At 72.1% G+C, this 18,044-nt stretch carries 17 protein-coding genes; 9 read left to right on the top strand and 8 right to left on the bottom strand.

Going from position 1 to position 18,044, the window contains the following annotated elements; all coding sequences use genetic code 11:
- Window positions 1-107 precede the first annotated feature (107 nt).
- From ACZ6QO_RS25970 to ACZ6QO_RS25960, 3 genes are read left to right on the top strand one after another with little or no spacing between them, the layout of a single operon-like run.
- On the top strand, window positions 108-614 hold the full coding sequence (locus ACZ6QO_RS25970; RefSeq protein WP_465854209.1) for a MauE/DoxX family redox-associated membrane protein: 507 nt from the start codon (window positions 108-110) through the stop codon (window positions 612-614).
- Window positions 614-922, top strand: a complete 309-nt coding sequence (locus tag ACZ6QO_RS25965; RefSeq protein ID WP_465854208.1) for a hypothetical protein — start codon at window positions 614-616, stop codon at window positions 920-922. Before ACZ6QO_RS25970 ends, ACZ6QO_RS25965 begins: the two co-directional genes overlap by 1 nt.
- Window positions 919-1,122: a hypothetical protein gene (locus tag ACZ6QO_RS25960; RefSeq protein WP_465854207.1), complete on the top strand. Its 204-nt coding sequence runs from the start codon at window positions 919-921 to the stop codon at window positions 1,120-1,122. Before ACZ6QO_RS25965 ends, ACZ6QO_RS25960 begins: the two co-directional genes overlap by 4 nt.
- Before the next feature lie 97 nt (window positions 1,123-1,219).
- Here the strand turns inward: ACZ6QO_RS25960 and ACZ6QO_RS25955 are convergent, their stop codons facing one another.
- Genes ACZ6QO_RS25955 through ACZ6QO_RS25940 form a run of 4 tightly spaced genes read right to left on the bottom strand, consistent with a single transcriptional unit; the run spans window position 1,220 to window position 5,359 of the window.
- A complete protein-coding gene (locus ACZ6QO_RS25955; protein ID WP_465854206.1) occupies window positions 1,220-2,230 on the bottom strand; it encodes a LacI family DNA-binding transcriptional regulator in 1,011 nt (336 codons plus the stop codon).
- The gene (locus ACZ6QO_RS25950; RefSeq protein ID WP_465854205.1) at window positions 2,230-3,117 is read right to left on the bottom strand and encodes a carbohydrate ABC transporter permease; all 888 of its coding nucleotides are present in this window, start codon (window positions 3,115-3,117) and stop codon (window positions 2,230-2,232) included. The genes ACZ6QO_RS25955 and ACZ6QO_RS25950 overlap by 1 nt, the downstream gene beginning before the upstream one ends.
- Window positions 3,117-4,046, bottom strand: a complete 930-nt coding sequence (locus ACZ6QO_RS25945; protein ID WP_465854204.1) for a carbohydrate ABC transporter permease — start codon at window positions 4,044-4,046, stop codon at window positions 3,117-3,119. The genes ACZ6QO_RS25950 and ACZ6QO_RS25945 overlap by 1 nt, the downstream gene beginning before the upstream one ends.
- The gene (locus ACZ6QO_RS25940; protein ID WP_465854203.1) at window positions 4,043-5,359 is read right to left on the bottom strand and encodes an ABC transporter substrate-binding protein; all 1,317 of its coding nucleotides are present in this window, start codon (window positions 5,357-5,359) and stop codon (window positions 4,043-4,045) included. Before ACZ6QO_RS25940 ends, ACZ6QO_RS25945 begins: the two co-directional genes overlap by 4 nt.
- Window positions 5,360-5,548: 189 nt before the next feature.
- Between ACZ6QO_RS25940 and ACZ6QO_RS25935 the strand changes: the two genes are divergently transcribed.
- Window positions 5,549-7,651, top strand: a complete 2,103-nt coding sequence (locus tag ACZ6QO_RS25935) for a beta-galactosidase (RefSeq protein ID WP_465854202.1) — start codon at window positions 5,549-5,551, stop codon at window positions 7,649-7,651.
- 18 nt (window positions 7,652-7,669) lie between these two features.
- Here the strand turns inward: ACZ6QO_RS25935 and ACZ6QO_RS25930 are convergent, their stop codons facing one another.
- Together ACZ6QO_RS25930 and ACZ6QO_RS25925 are read right to left on the bottom strand one after the other, a co-directional pair.
- Window positions 7,670-9,307, bottom strand: coding sequence for a sensor histidine kinase (locus tag ACZ6QO_RS25930; protein WP_465854201.1), 1,638 nt, complete (start codon window positions 9,305-9,307; stop codon window positions 7,670-7,672).
- A gap of 155 nt (window positions 9,308-9,462) precedes the next feature.
- On the bottom strand, window positions 9,463-10,032 hold the full coding sequence (locus ACZ6QO_RS25925; RefSeq protein ID WP_465854200.1) for a TetR/AcrR family transcriptional regulator: 570 nt from the start codon (window positions 10,030-10,032) through the stop codon (window positions 9,463-9,465).
- Window positions 10,033-10,159: 127 nt separating this feature from the next.
- Here ACZ6QO_RS25925 and ACZ6QO_RS25920 point away from each other — a divergent pair, with 127 nt between their 5' ends.
- The 4 genes from ACZ6QO_RS25920 to ACZ6QO_RS25905 all read left to right on the top strand — a co-directional run bounded on the left by ACZ6QO_RS25920 (window position 10,160) and on the right by ACZ6QO_RS25905 (window position 14,609).
- Window positions 10,160-11,767 carry an MDR family MFS transporter gene (locus tag ACZ6QO_RS25920; protein WP_465854199.1) on the top strand — a complete coding sequence of 536 codons (1,608 nt, stop codon included), beginning with the start codon at window positions 10,160-10,162 and terminating at the stop codon, window positions 11,765-11,767.
- Between the two features lie 90 nt (window positions 11,768-11,857).
- Window positions 11,858-12,790, top strand: coding sequence for a Ppx/GppA family phosphatase (locus tag ACZ6QO_RS25915; protein WP_465854198.1), 933 nt, complete (start codon window positions 11,858-11,860; stop codon window positions 12,788-12,790).
- Between the two features lie 125 nt (window positions 12,791-12,915).
- Window positions 12,916-13,464 carry a hypothetical protein gene (locus ACZ6QO_RS25910; RefSeq protein ID WP_465854197.1) on the top strand — a complete coding sequence of 183 codons (549 nt, stop codon included), beginning with the start codon at window positions 12,916-12,918 and terminating at the stop codon, window positions 13,462-13,464.
- A gap of 26 nt (window positions 13,465-13,490) precedes the next feature.
- A complete protein-coding gene (locus ACZ6QO_RS25905) occupies window positions 13,491-14,609 on the top strand; it encodes a 5-methyltetrahydropteroyltriglutamate--homocysteine S-methyltransferase (RefSeq protein ID WP_465854196.1) in 1,119 nt (372 codons plus the stop codon).
- A 58-nt stretch (window positions 14,610-14,667) separates the two neighbouring features.
- Here ACZ6QO_RS25905 and ACZ6QO_RS25900 read toward each other — a convergent pair whose 3' ends face one another.
- Together ACZ6QO_RS25900 and ACZ6QO_RS25895 are read right to left on the bottom strand one after the other, a co-directional pair.
- A complete protein-coding gene (locus ACZ6QO_RS25900; protein WP_465854195.1) occupies window positions 14,668-15,474 on the bottom strand; it encodes an SDR family NAD(P)-dependent oxidoreductase in 807 nt (268 codons plus the stop codon).
- A 137-nt stretch (window positions 15,475-15,611) separates the two neighbouring features.
- Window positions 15,612-16,922, bottom strand: coding sequence for an AAA family ATPase (locus ACZ6QO_RS25895; RefSeq protein ID WP_465854194.1), 1,311 nt, complete (start codon window positions 16,920-16,922; stop codon window positions 15,612-15,614).
- 284 nt (window positions 16,923-17,206) lie between these two features.
- Here ACZ6QO_RS25895 and ACZ6QO_RS25890 point away from each other — a divergent pair, with 284 nt between their 5' ends.
- Window positions 17,207-18,043, top strand: coding sequence for an alpha/beta fold hydrolase (locus ACZ6QO_RS25890; RefSeq protein ID WP_465854193.1), 837 nt, complete (start codon window positions 17,207-17,209; stop codon window positions 18,041-18,043).
- The last annotated feature ends 1 nt before the right edge of the window (window position 18,044 follow it).

Here is an 18,044-nt window from a genome sequence, read left to right as displayed (position 1 = left end):
TCTCTTTCCCTTCCCCCCCTCCCCCCCCCCCCCCCCCCCCCCCCCCCCCCCCCCCCCCCCCCCCCCCCCCCCCCCCCCCCCCCCCCCACGGCGGTGGAGGTGCGTGGATGGAGTACGTACGGGTCGGATGCGCCTGCCTGGTCGCACTGGTCTTCGCGATCAGCGCGGTGTCGAAGCTGCGCGATCTCGAGGGTTTCCGCCGTTCCCTGCCCGCGCTCGTCCCGGCCCGGCGCGAACACCTCCGGCCGCTGGCGATGGCGGTCGTCGCGCTGGAGGCGCTGGTCCCGATCACGGTAGCGGTGCCGCCGGTCACCTCGTACGGCCTCGCGCTCGCCTGCGCCCTGCTCGTCGCGTTCACCGCCGCGATCGCCCGCGCGCTGCGACGGGGGCAGACCGCCCCCTGCCGCTGCTTCGGCGCCTCCGCCGCCCCCCTCGGCCCCCGGCACCTGGTGCGCAACGGCCTCCTGATCACCGCGGCCGTCCTCGGCGGGCTGCTGCCGGGCGGCGCGCCCGCCCTCGCGGGGGCGGTCATCGCGGGCGCCGCGGGACTCATCGGGGCGCTTCTGATCGCCTCCCTCGACGACATCGCCGATCTCTTCGCGAGGAACGCCTGATGCCCTACCTGACCGCCGCCGTCGTGCTCGTCGGCGTGCTCTGCGTGTTCAACCTGATCCTCACCCTCGGCCTCGTCCGCCGGCTGCGGCGGATCGGCGGGGGAGGCGCCCAGCACGCCGGGCCTCCCCTCGTGCTCGGGCCCGGCTCGGCCATCGGCGCGTTCGCCGCCACGACCGTCGACGGCGAACCGGTGTCGGGCGCGTTCCGCAACACCTGGACCCCCGCGCTGTACCTGCTCGACTCCGATCACCACGTCGTCGCCGCCGGCGGACGCCTGGAGGACCTTCCCCTCGCCTCGACCGCATGAGCGACCCCGGCGCGAGCCGGTGGACCGGGACCCGCGAACTGGCCTCGGCCGCCGCGGAGGCCATGTCGCTGACCTGGCGGCCGGCGCCCGGAGGGGTCGTCGGCTACGCCTTCCTGACGCTCGCCGAGGCGGCGGCCCTTCGGCTTCGTGCGGGACGGCCAGTTCATCGGTGTCATGGTCCGCGCCTGCCCGCTCGCTGACCCCGCGAAGCCGCCCGCCCGGCGCGGTCCCGGCAGGACGGGCCGTACGGCGTCGGGTCCTCGCTCGCGGACGGCCATCGCCGAGGCGCCCCGGGTGTCAGGCGGACTCGCGGATCACCAGCTCGGTGGGAAGGACCACCGGCTCCACGCTCTCGGCGCCGTCCACCAGGGCGAGCAGGAGGCGGACGGTCTCCTGCGCGACCCGTTCGAGGGGCTGGCGCATCGTGGTGAGCGGCGGGTGGGTGGAGACGGCCACGGCCGAGTCGTCGAACCCGCCGACCGCGACGTCGTCGGGCACCCGGCGCCCCGCGGCGCGCAGCGCGGCCAGCGCGCCGGCCGCCATCAGGTCGGACCCGACGAACACCGCGTCGAGGCCGGGCGCCCGTTCGAGCAGCTCCGCCATCGCCAGCTCGCCGCCGCGCCTGGTGTAGTCGCCGTGGGCGATCAGCTTCTTGGTCGCCCGCCGGCCGAGCACGTCGGCGAAGCCCTCCAGCCGCCGCAGCCCGCCCGGCGTGTCCAGCGGCCCGGTGATCGTGGCGATGCGCCTGCGCCCCTGGTCGACCAGGTATCGGGTCATCTGCCGCGCCCCCTCGCGGTCGTCGGCGGCGGCGTAGGGGATGAGGGCCTCCCTGCCCAGGACGGCCCCGCAGGCCACAGTGGGCACCCCGGCGCGTTCGAGCTCGTCGAGCAGCGGGTCGCCGGCGTGCGTCGAGAGCAGCAGGACGCCGTCGGCGTGCCCGCCGCGCAGGTAGCGGCCCACCCGCTCGCGGTCGCCGGCGTCCCCGGCGATCATCAGGACGAGGGAGACGTCCCGCTGCGCGAGCCGCTGGGTCGCGGTGCGCAGCAGGACGCCGAAGTTCGGATCCTCGAACAGCTTCTCCTGCGGCTCCGACAGCACCAGGGCCACCGAGCCGGTGCGCTGGGTGACCAGACTGCGGGCGTGGCGGTTGACCACGTACCCCGTCTCGGCGATGGCCCGTTCGATCGCGGCGCGCGCCGCCGTGCTCACATACCGGTCGCCGTTGAGCACACGCGAGACCGTGCCGCGCGAGATGCCGGCGGCGGCGGCCACGTCGTGGATGGTGGGACGTCTTCTGGACACGCGCATCAGTTTTTCACGGCGCCGCCGGACAGGTCCGTCCGCCAGTACCGCTGCATGGTGAGGAACAGCGCGACGAGCGGGACGAGCGACAGCAGCGTGCCCGTGATGATCAGGTTGTACAGGGAGGGCTGGTTCGCCCCGGCGGCGAGCATCGTGTAGAGGCCGACCGTCATGGGGAACTTGTGGTCGTCGCCGAGCATGATGAACGGCAGCAGGAAGTTGTTCCAGATGGCGACGAACTGGAACAGGAAGATGGTCACCATGGCGGGCAGCATGAGCGGCAGCGCGACCTCGCGCGCCAGCCGTCCCTCGGTGGCCCCGTCGATGCGCCCCGCCTCCAGCAGCGCGTCCGGGATCGCCGCCGCGGCGTAGACCCGCGCCAGGTAGATGCCGTACGGGCTGAGGATCTGCGGGAGCAGCACCGACCAGTAGGTGTCGGCCAGCCCCGCCTTGGACAGCAGCAGGTACTGCGGGACGGCGAGCACCACGGCGGGGACCAGGATGCCGCCGAGCAGCAGGTTGAACGCCAGGTCGCGGCCGGGGAAGCGGAACTTGGCCAACGCGTACCCCGAGACGGCCGACACGCCGGTCGACAGCAGCGCCCCCGCCCCCGCGTACAGCGCGGTGTTGAGCATCCACAGCCAGAACACCCCGTCGCGGTAGGCGGCGAGGTCGGCCAGGTTGGACGGCAGGCCGCTGCCGGGCGCGAGCGTCGAGGTGGCGAACAGCTCGGACCTGGACTTGGTCGCGGCGATCGCCACCCAGCCGACGGGGAACAGGCAGTACAGCGCGCCGAGCACCAGCACCGCCGTCGGCGCGGCGCCGCGCGCCCCGCGGCGGCGTCCGGCGGCGGCCGTCCTCCCGGCCGGCACGGCCACGCCGGTCGGTGTCATCAGCCCTCCCCGAAGGCGCGTGCGCGCACGACGCGCAGGAACCCGAACGACAGCACGACCGAGATCGCGGCGATGACCACGGCGGTGGCCGCGGCCGAGTACAGGTCGCCGGTGACGAAGGCGTCCCGGTAGACCTTCATCAGCGGGCTCCACGTCGTGCTGATGGTGTTGGTCAGCGGGCGCAGCGTCATGGGCTCGGTGAACACCTGGATCGTGGCGATGACCGAGAAGACGGTGGTGAGGATGGTGGCGGGCGCCAGGATCGGCACCTTGATCCGCAGGGCGATCTGCGTCTCGCTCGCGCCGTCGATGCGGGCGGCCTCGTAGAACTCGCGCGGCACGGCGCGCAGCGTGGTGTACAGCACCAGCATGTTGAACCCGACGCCGCCCCAGACGGCCACGTTGGCCATCGAGAACGTCACCGTGCCCGCCGCGAGCAGGTCGACCTCGGCGCCGAGCGCCGACAGCGCGTCGCTGACCGGGCTGACGCCCGGCAGGTAGAGGAAGCCCCACAGCAGCGAGGCGGCCACCCCCGGCACCGCGTACGGCAGGAAGATCGCGATGCGGGAGAAACGGGCGAAGCGGACGTGCAGCGAGTCGAGCAGCAGCGCGAAGAGCAGCGCGAGGCCGAGCATCACCGCCAGCACCAGCGCGCCGTACAGGAGCACGCGCAGCCACCCGGCCCACAGTTCGCCGTCGCCCAGCACGGCGGCGTAGTTCGCCGCCCCGACGAAGACCTCCTTCCTGGCGCCCTTGCCGAGGCCGAGGCCGAGGCCGGAGACCTTGGTGCGGCGCAGGCTGAGGTAGACGGTGTAGCCGATGGGCAGCGCCATGAACAGCACGAACAGCGTCATCGCCGGCGCGAGGAACAGGTAGGGCGCGGCGCCCGCACGGTGCGTGCGGGCGCCTGCCGTCCGGCGCGGGCTCATGGGGTGAGCTGGAACCCGGACTTGCGCATGTCGGCGACGGTCGCGTCCTGCATGGTGCGCACCGCGGCGGAGAAGTCCGACCGGTTCTCGATGGCCTTGTCGAAGGCGTCCTTGAAGGCGTTGTAGGTGACGTTGACGTCCGGGCCGAAGGTGAAGCCGCGCGCGGTGGCGCCGATTTCGGCGGCCGTCTGCCAGAAGTCGGGCTGGCCGGCGAAGTAGTCCGGGGCCTGCGAGAGCGACTGCTGCCCCTTGGTGGACGCCGGGTAGACCGAGCCCTCCTTCACCAGCAGGGCGAGGGCCTGCGGGTCGGTGTTCAGCCAGGTGGCGAACCGCACGGCCGCCTGCTTGCTCGGCGACTTCTCGGAGACGGCGGTGGAGGACCCGCCCCAGAACCCGGTGTGCTGCTCGCCCGCGTTCCACTGCGGCAGCGGCGCGATCGCCCACTTGCCCTTCCCGTCGGGGGCGTTGCTGGACAGCACGCCCGGCCCCCAGACGGCCGACGGCCAGGTGAGCAGCGTGCCGTCGTTGAGCGCCTTGTTCCACTCGGGGGTGAAGTACGGCTTGTCGCCGATCACGCCCTCCTTGACCAGGCCGCCCCAGTAGTCGGCGACCTTGAGGGTGGCCTCGCCGGCGATGTCCACCTTCCACGACTCGCCGTCGATGGACCACCACTGGGCGCCGGCCTGCTGGGCCAGGCCCGCGAACGCGCCGGGGTCCTTGCTGGAGAAGGTGCCGAGCAGCACCTTGGGGTGCTCCTTGTGCACGGCGCGGGCGGCGGCCGCGTAGTCGTCCCAGGTCTTCGGCACCTCCAGGCCGTACTTCTCGAACAGGTCCTTGCGGTAGTAGAGCATCATGGGCCCGCTGTCCTGCGGGATGGCGTACACGGCGTCGGTGCCGAGGGTGACCAGGCCCCAGATGCCCTCGCCGAACTCCGCCTTGGCGGGCCCGGCCTCGGCCGTGATGTCGGCGACGGCGTCGGCGGCCACGAACGAGGGCAGCATCTGGTACTCGGCCTGCACCAGGTCGGGCGGGTTGCCGGCCTTGGCGGCGGTGAGGAACTTCGCGGCCGCGTCGTCCCCGCCGGCCTGCTTGCTCACCGTGACCTGGATGTCAAGGTGCGAGGCGTTCCAGGCCTGGACGATCTTGTCCATGTTCGGGACCCAGGTCCAGTAGGTCAGCTTGACCGGCCGGGCCGGGGCGCCGGACGACGCGGCGGGGGAGCCGGCGTCACCGGTCGTCCCTCCGGAGCATCCCGCGGCGAGCGCGGCGGCGAGCGCGACCGCCGCCACCGCCGAGAGCCGTCGTGTTCCCATGCGTAGCTCCATGTCCGAGTTCGGGTGCGCACATATCTCTGTGAACGTTCACAGGGTGAGAAGACCGATACGGCTACGTCAAGAGCCGTTACGGGGTCGTTAAACAGCACCTGGTCTTGGGCGGCGCTTCCGGGTTGCCGGGTCTTCGGTTACTGTGCACGTTCACAGAGTGGAAATCGAGGGGGACCGATGCGGGGCATCGCGTACGGAGGGGACTACAACCCCGAGCAGTGGCCGGAGGAGACCCGCCGCGAGGATCTGCGGCTCATGCGCGAGGCCGGGGTGAACCTGGTCAACGTCGGCATCTTCGGCTGGGTGCTGATGGAGCCGGCGCCGGGCGCCTACGAGTTCGGCTGGCTCGACGAGATCGTCGACCGGCTGCACGCCACCGGCGTCCAGGTCGGCCTCGGCACGCCCACCGCCGCCCCGCCCGCCTGGTTCTCGCGCATGCACCCCTCATCGCTGCCGGTCACCCGCGAGGGCCACCGCATCGGTGTGGGCGGCAGGGAGTCGGCCTGCCCCAGCTCGCCGGAGTACCGCGCCGCGACCGCGGGGCTGGCCACCGCGCTGGCCGAGCACTACGCCGGCCATCCGGCGGTGGCGCTGTGGCACGTCCACAACGAGTACGGCGCGCCGCTCGGCGAGTGCTACTGCGACAACAGCGTCGAGGCGTTCCGCCGCTGGCTGCGCCGCGCCTACCAGGACCTGTCGTCGCTCAACGACGCGTGGGGCACCACCTTCTGGGGCCAGCGCTACACCGCCTGGGAGGAGATCGACGCCCCGCGGGCCAACCACACCGTGGTCAACCCGGCCCAGCGGCTCGACTTCATGCGCTTCACCTCCGACGAGCACCTCGACTGCTACCGCCTGCAGCGCGACATCCTGCGGCGGATCACCCCCGCGGTGCCGGTCACCACGAACTTCATGACCACCAACTGCAAGTCGATGGACTACTGGGCGTGGGCCCGCGAGGTGGACGTCGTCTCCAACGACCACTACCTTGCGGCCGAGCGGGCCGACAACCACATCGACCTTGCCATGTCCGCCGACCTCACCCGGTCGCTGGCCGGCGGGCCGTGGATGCTGATGGAGCACTCCACCGGCGCGGTGAGCTGGCAGCCGCGCAACATCGCCAAGAGGCCGGGGGAGATGCGCCGCAACAGCCTCGCCCACGTGGCCCGCGGCTCGGACTCGGTGCTGTACTTCCAGTGGCGCGCCTCGCGCTTCGGGGCCGAGAAGTTCCACTCGGCGATGGTCCCGCAGGCCGGCGCCGACTCGCGCGTCTGGCGCGACGTCAAGGACCTCGGCGCCGACCTCGCCAAGCTCTCCGCCGTGCGCGGCGGGTCGGTGCGCGCCGACGTCGCCATCGTGTGGGACTGGCAGTCGTGGTGGGCGCTGGAACTGGAGTGGCGCCCGTCGATCGACCTGTCCTACCGCGAGCGGGTGGACGCCTATTACGAGGCGCTCTGGCGCTCGCACGTGACCGTCGACTTCGTCCCCCCGGCCGCTGACATGTCGGGATACCGGCTGGTGGTGGCGCCGAGCCTCTACCTGCTCACCGAGGCGGGCGCCAAGAACCTGCGCCGGTACGTCGAGGCGGGCGGCCACCTGCTGGTGTCCTACTTCTCCGGCATCGTCGACGAGCACGACACCGTCCACGCCGGGCCGTACCCGGGGGCGCTGCGCGACGTGCTCGGCCTGACGGTCGAGGAGTTCCACCCGCTGCGCGACGGCGAGAGCGTCGCCCTCGCCCCGTCCACGCCGCCCGAGGCGGCCGGGTCTGTAGCGCCCGGGTCTGTATCGCCCGGGTCCGCGGCTGCCGGGTCCGCTCCGGTTCAGCCTGAGACGGCCGGGTCCGCACCGGTTCCGGCCGGGTCCGGGACGCGTTCGTCGCAACCGGGGCGGGGTCTCTCCGGGCGGATCTGGTCGGAGCGGGTGCGCCCGGCCGGGGCCCGCGCGCTGTGGACCTTCGCCGGCGGGCCCGACGCGGGCCATCCCGCCTTCACCCGTCACGACCTCGGAGCCGGCGCCGCCTGGTACCTGGCCACCGGCGTCGCCGACCCGCGTCCCCTGCTGGCCGAGGCGCTGGACGCCGCGGGCGTCGAGCGGCCGCGCGACCTGCCCGAGACGCTGGAGGTCGTCCGGCGCGCCGGGCACCTGTTCCTGATCAATCACGCGGAGGAGCCGGTCACCGTCCCGGGCGTGACGGGTAGCGGCGTGCTGGACGGGGTGGAGTACACCGGCGCCGCCACCGTCCCGGCCGGCGGCGTCACCGTCGTGCGGGAACGTTAGGGACGTGCGGCGGCCGGGTCAGCGGGAGGTGCTTTCGCGCTCGGGCTCGGAGACGGGCGAGGCGTCCGCGCGGGCCGACGGGGCGTCCGCGCCGCCGGAGGCCGCCGGCAGCGTGAACAGGAAGCGGGTGCCCTCGGTGCGCTCGGTGTCCAGGCGGATCCGCCCGCCGTGGTACTCGACGATCTTCTTGCACAGGGCCAGGCCGATGCCGGTGCCCTCGTACTCGGCGCGGTTGTGCAGCCGCTGGAAGATGACGAAGATCTTGTCGGCGAACCGCGCCTCGACGCCGATGCCGTTGTCGGCGACCGCCACCTCCCACATGTCGCCGGCGCGTTCGACGGTGATCTCGATCTCGGGCGCCCGGTCCGGTGACCGGAACTTCATGGCGTTGCCGAGGAGGTTCTGCCACAGCATCGTGAGCAGGGCGGGGTCGCCGACGACCTTGGGCAGCTCCGGCCGCCGCACCACGGCGCCGGTCTCGTCCGTCAGCGTCTCCAGGTTGGCCAGCGCGCGGTCGAGCGGTTCGGCGAGCGGCACGGGCGTCCGATCGTTCTGCTGGCGTCCCACCCGGGAGAAGGTCAGCAGCTCGGCGATCAGCGACTGCATGCGCTTGGCGCCGTCCACCACGAACGCGATGTACTCGTTGCCGCGCTCGTCGAGCTGGTCGGCGTAGCGGCGCTGCAGGAGCTGGCAGAAGGCGGTCACCTTGCGCACGGGCTCCTGCAGGTCGTGCGAGGCGACGTAGGCGAACTGCTCCAGCTCGGAGTTGGAACGGCGCAGCTCCTCGGCCTGCTCGCTCAGCAGGTCGGCCTGCTCCTGCAGGCGCCGCCGGGCGTCCTGCGACACGCTGAGCTCGGCCAAGATGCGCCGCCGGATGGCGTCGACGTCGGCCGCCAGCATCGTCAGGTCCTTCGGCCCCCGGATGTCGATCGCGTGGTCGAAGTCGCCGTTGGCCACCCGCCGCGAGGCCGCGCCGAGCCGGTCGAGGGGACGAAGGACGGCGTAGCGGAGCAGCAGTCCCACGATCAGCAGGGTGACGACGAACATGATCAGGATGGTGGTGAGCACGGTGTTGCGCCAGAAGCGCGCCTGGGCGATGTCCGCGGCCGATCGCGTCTGGGCCCGCCGCAGGTTCGTCACCTGCTCGTCCAGGGCGGCCTTGATGCGGTCGAACCGCGCTTCGCCCTCGCCGGCCCGCACGGGGTCGGCCGTCCCCGGCCCCCGCGCGCGCACCGCCGCGATCATCGGCTCGGCGTACCCCCTGCGCCAGGAATCCGCGCGCAGCTCGATGACGTCGAGGTCGGCGAGCGGAGAACCGCCCGCCAGAGACCGCCGCATCTCGCCAACCGCCGCCCGCTCCGCGGCGCGCCCTTCCTCGTAGGAGGTGAGGAACTCCTGCTGGCCGCTGACGACGTAGCCGCGGACGCCGGTCTCCTGGTCGAGCAGGGCCGCGCGCAGGCGCTCGGCCGACAGCAGGCCGGGGACGATGCGCTGGGTCATCTGGTCGAAGGTGAAGGTGCTGCGACTGAGGGCCCAGGTGCCGATCACCGCCGAGATCGCCAGCAGCAGCGCCATGACCGCCAGTGTGGCGGTGAACCAGGAACGCGTGCTCAGTCGCGGCCACGTGGCGGCGCGGCCGTAGCCGGAAATGCTCACCGGGTCACTCCTTTTCGCTTCGCCCAGCTCGCCACGACCTTACCGATATCACCTCGTCCAACCCTCACGCACGCCCGGTGAGGAGCGGAACCTCGTGGCGCCTTCTCGGTCCCGGCGGCGGGGTCGCGGCCCGGTGCCCGGGGCCGCCGGCGCGGTCAGCCGGTGGCGGGCTGAGCGGACTCCAGCAGCTCCAGCGCCAGGCCGAGGGCCGCCTCCTTGCGCTCCTCGTCGGAGATGTTCTCGTCCTTGAGCAGGAACCAGGTGGCGTGCAGCGTGAAGATCGCCATCGAGGCTCGCAGCCGCTGCGCGGTCGTGGCGTCCTCGTCCCAGAGCACGCCGCCGAGGTTGCCCATGAGGTTGCGCATCTTGTCGAACTTCGGATGGCCGCGCAGCGCCGTCTGGTTGCGCTCCATGAACCGCACGAACGCGTGGTGATGGCCGCTGTGGACCTCGTCGGCGTAACGCCTGATGAACTCCCGCCGGGTCTCGACCGTCCGGGGCTGCCCCTGCGCCCACTCGATGAGACGCTCCATGGTGGCCTGCCGGTCCGTGGCCAGACTGGCGAGTATGTCCTCTTTCGTGCGGAAGTGGTAGTACAGTGCCGCCTTGGTCACCCCGAGCGCCTCGGCGATCTCCCGCAGCGAGGTCGCCTCGTATCCCTGCTCGGTGAAGAGCCGCAAGGCGATCTCCTGGATGCGAGCTCGCGTGTCGCTGTGTGGCCTCATATGTCTTCAGACGCTCCTTAGTTCCCCTAATTAACTTGACGGCCGGCAAGTAAGCACTCTAGCTTGGGCAGTATAGTCACTAGCCGGTCGGCAAGTAAGTAAGCATTCACCAAGGGGGCTCAAAAACATGACGGAGACCGAGGCCGAGGCAGTTCCCGGCCGCCGGCGGGAGGTAATGCTCGTCCTGCCGGGGCTGATGCTCGCGATGATCCTGGCGATGCTCGACAACATGATCGTCGGGACGGCGATGCCGCGCATCGTCGGCGAGCTGGGCGGCTTGGCCCATCTCTCTTGGGTGGTCACCGCGTACGTGCTGGGGACCACCGTGTCGACCCCTATCTGGGGCAAGATCGGCGACCTCTACGGCCGCAAGAACGTGTTCCTGTCGTCGATCGCGATCTTCATGGTCGGCTCGGTGCTGTGCGGCATGGCCGGTTCCGACCTGTTCGGGGGCACCGGCGACGGCATGATGGAGCTCATCGGTTTCCGCGCCCTGCAGGGCCTGGGCGCCGGCGGTCTCATGGTCAACGCCATGGCCATCATCGGCGACCTGGTGCCGCCTCGCGAGCGCGGGCGCTACCAGGGCATCATGGCGGCGATGATGTCGCTGGCGATGATCGCCGGCCCGCTGGTCGGCGGATTCATCACCGACCACCTCAACTGGCGCTGGGCGTTCTACGTGAACCTGCCCATCGGCGCCGTGGCGTTCGTCCTGCTGGTCTTCCGGCTGCACCTGCCGAAGTACCGCACCGAGCACCGCATCGACTGGCTGGGCGCGGGCCTGCTCGCCGTGGGCATCACCGCGCTGGTGCTGATCACCACCTGGGGCGGCAACGAGTACGAGTGGGGCTCCTGGCAGATCCTCGGCCTGGTGGCGGTCGCCGTGGTGTCGCTCGCCCTTTTCGTCCCGGTGGAGCGCCGGGTCGCCGAGCCGATCATGCCGCTGCACGTCTTCCGCGACCGCAACTTCACGCTGATCTCGCTGATCGGCTTCCTGCTGGGCTTCGCCATGTTCGGCGTGATCAACTTCCTGCCGCTGTTCCAGCAGACCGTCCAGGGCGCCTCGGCGACCAACTCCGGCCTGCTGCTGCTGCCGATGATGGCGGCCATGATGGTGGTCTCGCTCTTCGTCGGCCAGGCGATCACCAGGACCGGCAAGTACAAGATCTACCCGATCGCGGGCGGCGCCGTCATGGTCGTCGGCATGTGGCTGCTGTCGCTCATGGACGCCAACACGGCCCGCTGGGAGACCGGCGTGTTCATCGCCGTGCTCGGCCTCGGCATGGGCGGCCTCATGCAGACCACCATGCTGATCGCGCAGAACAGCGTCGAGCAGAAGGACCTGGGCGTGGCCAGCAGCGCCTCGACCTTCTTCCGCTCGATCGGCGGCTCCTTCGGCGTGTCGCTGTTCGGCGCCATCTTCAACAACCAGCTCACCGCCAGCCTGACCGAGAAGCTCGGCCCGCAGGCGGCGCAGATGGCCGAGGGCGGCGGCGGGCGCCTGGACCCGGCGTCGCTGGCCCGGCTCCCCGCCCAGGTGCGCACCGGCTTCCTGGAGTCGCTGGCCTCCTCCATCTCCAGCATCTTCTTCTGGGCCATCTTCTTCGCCGTCCTGGTGCCGGTTCTGGCGGCCCTGGTCAAGGAGATCCCGCTGCGCAGCGGGCCGGCCGCCCCGGGCGCCGCGCCCAAGGACGGCGACCAGGCCCAGTCGGCCCCCGTGGCGGCCTTCGACTGACATCGCCGCCCGTCCCCGCCTCACCCCGACGGCCGTGACCTCCGTGGCCACGGCCGTCGCCGCGTCTCGCGCGGGTAGTAGCGTCTGCTCATGCGACTCGGCGTTCTCGACATCGGCTCCAACACGGTGCACCTTCTCGTGGTGGACGCCCACAGGGGTGCGCAGCCGCTGCCGGCCTACTCGCACAAGGTCGAGTTGCGGCTCGCCGAGCACCTGCACGACGGCGACATCCTGTCCCCTGAAGGTGAGCGCGAGCTGCGGCGCTTCGTCGAGGACTCGCTGCGCATCGCCGAGGACAAGGGGGTGGAGGACATCATGGCCTTCGCCACCTCGGCCGTCCGCGAGGCGGCCAACGGCGAGGAGGTCCTGGCCCGTCTGCGCTCCGCGACCCAGGTCGACGTCCGGGTGCTGTCCGGGCAGGACGAGGCCCGGCTGACGTTCCTCGCGGTGCGGCGCTGGTTCGGCTGGTCCTCGGGCCGGCTGCTCGTGCTGGACATCGGCGGCGGCTCCCTGGAGATCGCCTCCGGCATGGAGGAGGCGCCCGACGTGGCGATCTCCCTGCCGCTCGGCGCCGGCCGCATGACGCGCCAGTGGTTCACCGGCGACCCTCCGCCCGCAGAGGAGACGCGCGGCATGCGCAAGCAGGTGCGCGCGCAGATCGGCAGGGTCGTCGGCGACGTGGTGAAGTACGGCCGCGCCGACCACGCGGTCGCCACCTCCAAGACCTTCAGGCAACTGGCCCGCATCGCCGGCGCGGCGTCGTCCAGTGAGGGCGCGTACGTCAAGAGGGTGCTGCGGCACGAGGATGTGTCGCACTGGACGGGGCGGCTGGCCGAGATGGACAACGCGCAGCGGGCCGGCCTGCCGGGCGTCTCCGCGGGCCGCGCCGCCCAGTTGCTCGCCGGCGCCATCGTCGCCGACGCCACCATGGACCTGTTCGAGGTCTCCGAGGTCGAGATCTGCCCGTGGGCCCTGCGCGAGGGCGTGATCCTCCGCCGCCTGGACACCATGCCCGGCGCCTGACGCGCGTCCGGCGCGGGCACCCGGCGGACAGGGGAGAATCGGTGCGTCCGCCTATGGCAGGAAACGTGTGACCGTGCCCCTTGCGGGCACGGTTGCACCGCGACGGCACAAGAGGAGGAACGGCGATGATGGCGTTCATCGGAGCGGTCTACACCTTGCTGGCCGTTCTGATGCTGATGGGACTCGCGCTGATCCTGATCGCGGTGATGGGGCTGATCTCGCTGGCCCTGCTGGCCTCGACCACCAGCCCCGAGCCGAAGCTCGGCGCGGACGGCCGGCCGGTGCCCGGGCCGGCGGCCGGCGGCCTCGCCTCCGCCCGCGCGGCGGCGGAGGAGGCGTCCAGGGCGCGGCCCGCCGAGAGGACCGCGGAGAAGATCCCGGAGAAACCTCCGGCGAAGACTCCCGAGAGGATTCCGGCGAAGACCCAAGAGAAGATTGCCGAGGAGACCGCCGAGGCGCCGCCGGCGCGTGCCGGCCGGCCCGGGAGGCGGGAACGCGATGGCGCGCCGCGGCAGGCGGGGGAGGGGGCCCCTGGGGGAGTGAAGGTCCTGCTGTGGCCCTTCGGCATGCCGCGGGCAGGCTGGGTGCCGCACGGAGTGGCGTATGCCCGTGACGCATGGATACATCCGCTTCGCCGGTACGGCGAAACCGCCCAAAAGCTGATAGGACGGTAGTCGTATTCGATCACTGGAGGATTGCCATGCGGACAAAGCCCCCATTCCGCGCTGACCATGTCGGTAGCCTGCTCCGTCCCCCCGCGCTGCTGGAGGCGCGTGCGGCGTTCGCCGCCGGGACCATTCCCGCGGAACGGCTGCGGGAGATCGAGGACGAGTCGATCCGCGAGGTGGTGCGGGCCCAGGAGGAAGTGGGCCTGCGCTCGGCCACCGACGGTGAGTTCCGCCGGGCCTCCTGGCACATGGACTTCATCTACCGGCTGGGCGGCATCGGCGCGGCGGCCGACGAGCACATCAACGTGCAGTTCCGCAACGAGAACGGGGTCATCGAGTTCGCTCCCGCCGCGCTGCGCGTGCACGACCGGGTGAGCCTCGGCCAGACCATCTTCGGCGAGGACTTCGCCTTCCTGCGCGACCAGGTGACCACGGCCACCCCCAAGCTCACCATCCCCTCGCCGAACATGGTCCACTACCGGGGCGGCCGGGCGGCCATCGACCCGGGCGTCTACTCCGACATGGAGCAGTTCTGGAGCGACCTCAGCGCCGCCTACGCCGAGGAGGTCCGCCGCCTGGCCGACCTGGGATGCACCTACCTGCAGTTCGACGACACCAGCCTGGCCTACCTCAACGACCCCGGCCAGCGCGCCGAGATCGCCGAGCGCGGGGACGACGCCGAGCACCTGCACCTGAGGTACATCAAGCAGATCAACAACGCCCTCGCGAACAAGCCCGAGGGCCTGTCGGTCACCACCCACATGTGCCGGGGCAACTTCCGCTCCTCCTGGGTCGCCTCGGGAGGCTACGACTTCGTGGCCGAGGCGCTGTTCGGCGAGCTCGCCGTGGACGGCTTCTTCCTGGAGTTCGACGACGAGCGCTCCGGAGGGTTCGAGCCGCTGCGGTTCGTGCCCAAGGGCAAGGCGGTCGTCCTCGGCCTGGTCACCACCAAGCGCGGCGCCCTTGAGTCCAAGGACGACCTGAAGCGGCGGATCGACGAGGCCGCCAAGTACGTCGACCTCGACCAGCTCTGCCTGTCGCCCCAGTGCGGGTTCTCCTCCACCGTCGAGGGCAACTCCCTCACCAGGGAGGAGCAGCTCGCCAAGCTCCGCCTGATCGTCGAGACCGCCGAGGAGGTCTGGGGCTCCTGACCGGCCCGGGCGAAGGACACGGCCGGCCGGCGTCCGCGGCGGGCGCCGGCCGGCTCTCTCACAGTTCCTTGAGGAAGCCTCCGTCCACGGCGAAGTCCGCCCCGGTGGTGCTCGCCGAACGCGGGGAGGCGAGCAGCGCCACCACGTCGGCGACCTCCCGCGGCTCGACGAGCCGGCCGGTGACGAGGTTCATCATCTGCGGCGCGACGGCGTCCATAACGCTGTCGCGGTCGGCGCCGGTCTGAGCGGCCAGGATGTCGGCCGCGCCGCCCTCCTCGGTCCACCACGCCGTGCGCACCGGACCGGGGGAGACGGTGTTGACCCGCACGCCCCGCGGGCCGTACTCCTCAGACAGCGCCTTGGTCAGTGTGTTCAGCGCCGCCTTCGCCGCGTTGTAGTCGACGTTCATCGGCGCCGGGTGCCGGGCGCCGCCCGAGGAGATGGTGACGATCGCGCCGCCGCCCCGGGCGAGCAGCTCGGGCAGCGCCGCTCGTATGGTGCGCACCACTGCGAACAGGTTGAACTCGAACATCTCCCGCCAGTCGGCGTCCGTGGGCCCCTCGAACGAGAAGCGCGGCAGCCGCGTACCCGGCGGCGGCCCGCCCGCGTTGTTCACCAGCACGTCCAGCCCGCCGAACCGCTCGACGGCACGCGCCACCGCCGAGGCGGGCGCCTGCGGATCCATGAGGTCGGCGGCCACGTGCTCCAGGCCCGGCCCGGACAGCGCGTCCAGTTCGTGGGTGCTCTTACGGGAGACGGCCACCACGTGGGCGCCCTCCTCCAGCAGGGCGCGGACGACCGCCAGCCCGATCCCCTTGGAGGCGCCGGTGATGACGGCGACCTTGCCGGCAAGCTGCAAATCCATGATCACTCCTTCGTTCGCGTTGCGTTCACGAAGGTAGTTCGAACGCCCGTACGAGAGCTGGCGGTGATCGGACCAGCGTTGGCAGCGGATTCCGGACGTCGCATTCCGGGCCGCCGGCCCGCCGGGGACGGCCGGCGTCAGCGGGGCGGTGCGGCCTCGACACGGTGTTTCCCCAGGTGGGCCAGTACGGCCTGGTTGGCCTCCCAGCCGTCGGGGAACTTCACCGGCACGTTGAGCTGCACCGCCTCGGCGGAGGGATGGGCGTCCAGCAGCTCGGGGATCCCGGCGCGGGCCACGACGACGCACGCGTGCCGGTGCCGCGAGGTCAGCACGCACAGCCGACCCGACTCCAGGTGGAAGGCGGTGGCGTCCCTGCGCCCCGACAGCGGGTGCAGGACGATCGTGACGTCGTACTCCCGGCCCTGCAGCCGGTTGGCGGTGTCCACGGTGACCCCCTCGGGAAGGCCCGCCGCCTGGATCGCCGCCACCTGGTCGCGGTGCGCCGCGCCGACCGCCACCCGGTCGGCGGTCACCGGCCGCTCGCCGCGCTCGGAGAAGGCGACGGGAGCCCGTTGCAGCAGCCGGGTGGCCAGCGCCGCCACCGCCTGGACGGCCTCGGCGTCGGTGCGCACCGTGTGCCGGCTCGGCAGCTCGTACAGCGCCCAGCCCGACCGCGCCGCCTCCTCCAGCGCGCGGTCGTAGGCGGTGCGCATGCCGTCCGCCGTGAACGACAGCCGCCGCTCGCCTGGCGCGGTGCCCGCCCGGAAGCCGGTGAACGGGTAGAACGCCTCCGACACCACCGGCGCCGCCGAGGCGGGCAGCCGCCAGGACACCGGGAGCCGGTGCACCGGAAGGTCGGGATTGTGCCGCAGCAGCACCGACACCGCGCTCTGCAGCGGGTCCCAGGACAGGCCCGCCCAGCGGTCGCCGTCCACGATCGAGAACGGGTCCAGCTGCCCGGGATCGCCGACGAACAGCGCCCGCTCGAACAGCCCGGCCACCCGCAGCAGCTTGTCCGAGCGCATCTGGTACGCCTCGTCCACGATGGCCCACGGCCAGGTGCGCCCGCCCGCCCAGGCCCACTTGTCGGCCGTCGCGACCACGATCGCCGGGTCGCCGAGGTCGGGCAGCTTGGTGCCGATGGCGGCCTTTCCGACGATGCGCTGCGGCACGGCGTAGTCGGCGGCCGACAGCCGGCCGACGGGCACGCCGGGGTGCTCCTCGGCCAGCCGGACGATCAGGTCGTCCACCTGCTCGTTGGTCTGCGCGATGATCATCAGCGGGTCACCGGTCGCGGCCAGATGGCCGGCGGCCCGCACCACCAGGGTCGACTTGCCGGCTCCGGGCGGGGAGTCGACGACCACGCCGCGGTGGCGGGGCAGGTCGGCGAGCACGGCGTCCACCACGGCCGCCGCCTGCCGGGCGGGGGAGAGGGGCATCGGCGTCATCGCCGCCCTGGAACGCGGACGCCGCCACAGCCCGCCGCCCGCCCGTCCCGCCCGCGTCGCAGGACGCCCGTCCAAGGGCGCGTTGAGAACCTCATGGGAACGATCATACGGACCGCCCGGCTGACCAGGCGCGTCACCCGGAAAGAGCGTGCGTCACCCGAGACGGGCACCGGCTCACCGGGCGGAGCCGAGCGGAGCGGGGGGCAGCGGAGCCGGGCGGTCGCCGGCTCCGCGACGACATTCGTTCAAGACCGATGGCCGGCGGCCCGGGCATCATCGCCCGCATGAGGGAGTACGACATCGAACACTCGCACGGGATGCACGTGGTCCACGACGGCCCGCGGCAGGCGCCGCCGCTGTTGCTCGTCCACGGATCGGGGTTCTCGAGCAGTGCCTGGATCCCGGTGGTGCCGGCGCTGGCCCGTCACCATCACGTCATCCGGGTCGATCTTCCCGGTTGCGGCCAGTCCCCGCCCGCGCCTCCGTACGACGTGCCCGTGCAGGCGGGCCGGGTGGCGGCGCTGCTCGACGACCTCGGGCTGCGTCGCATCGCCGTGGCCGGGCACTCGGCAGGGGGCTATGTCGCCACCGCGCTCGCCGAACGACGCCCCGACCTGGTGAGGTCGCTCGCGCTGATCAGCACCGGCCCGGATCCCGGCGCGTTCCTTCCGCAGCCGCTCCTGCTCCGGGTCCTGCTGTCCCCGCCTTTCGGCGCGCTGCTGTGGGCGAGGCGTTCGGACGCGAGGATCCGCGAGGGGATCCTCGCGACGGCCGCCCGCCCGGTGGACGTCCCGGACGATCTGATCGCCGACCTGCGGCGTGTCACCTACCGCATGATCAGGGCGGTGCTGCGCCACAACGCCGCGTACATCGCCGAGCGGAGTGTGCCCGAGCGTCTCGCCGCCCTGGACGTCGCGGTGCTGGTGGTCTTCGGCGCCGCCGACCCCCGCTGGGACCCCTCGTCGGCACACCGGTACGAGGCGGTGCCGGGCGCGCGGGTCGAGTGGCTGCCCGGCGTCGGGCACCTGCCGATGCTGGAAGCGCCCGACACGATCGGCGGACTGCTGCCGGCCTTCACGCTGGCGGACCATGGCACCGCGCCGGTGATCCCCGAGGCGTAGG

It is taken from the genome of Sphaerisporangium sp. NPDC049457 (assembly GCF_055586705.1).
Note: the sequence above shows the minus strand (reverse complement) of the source record. Positions and strands in the feature narration are given on the sequence as shown.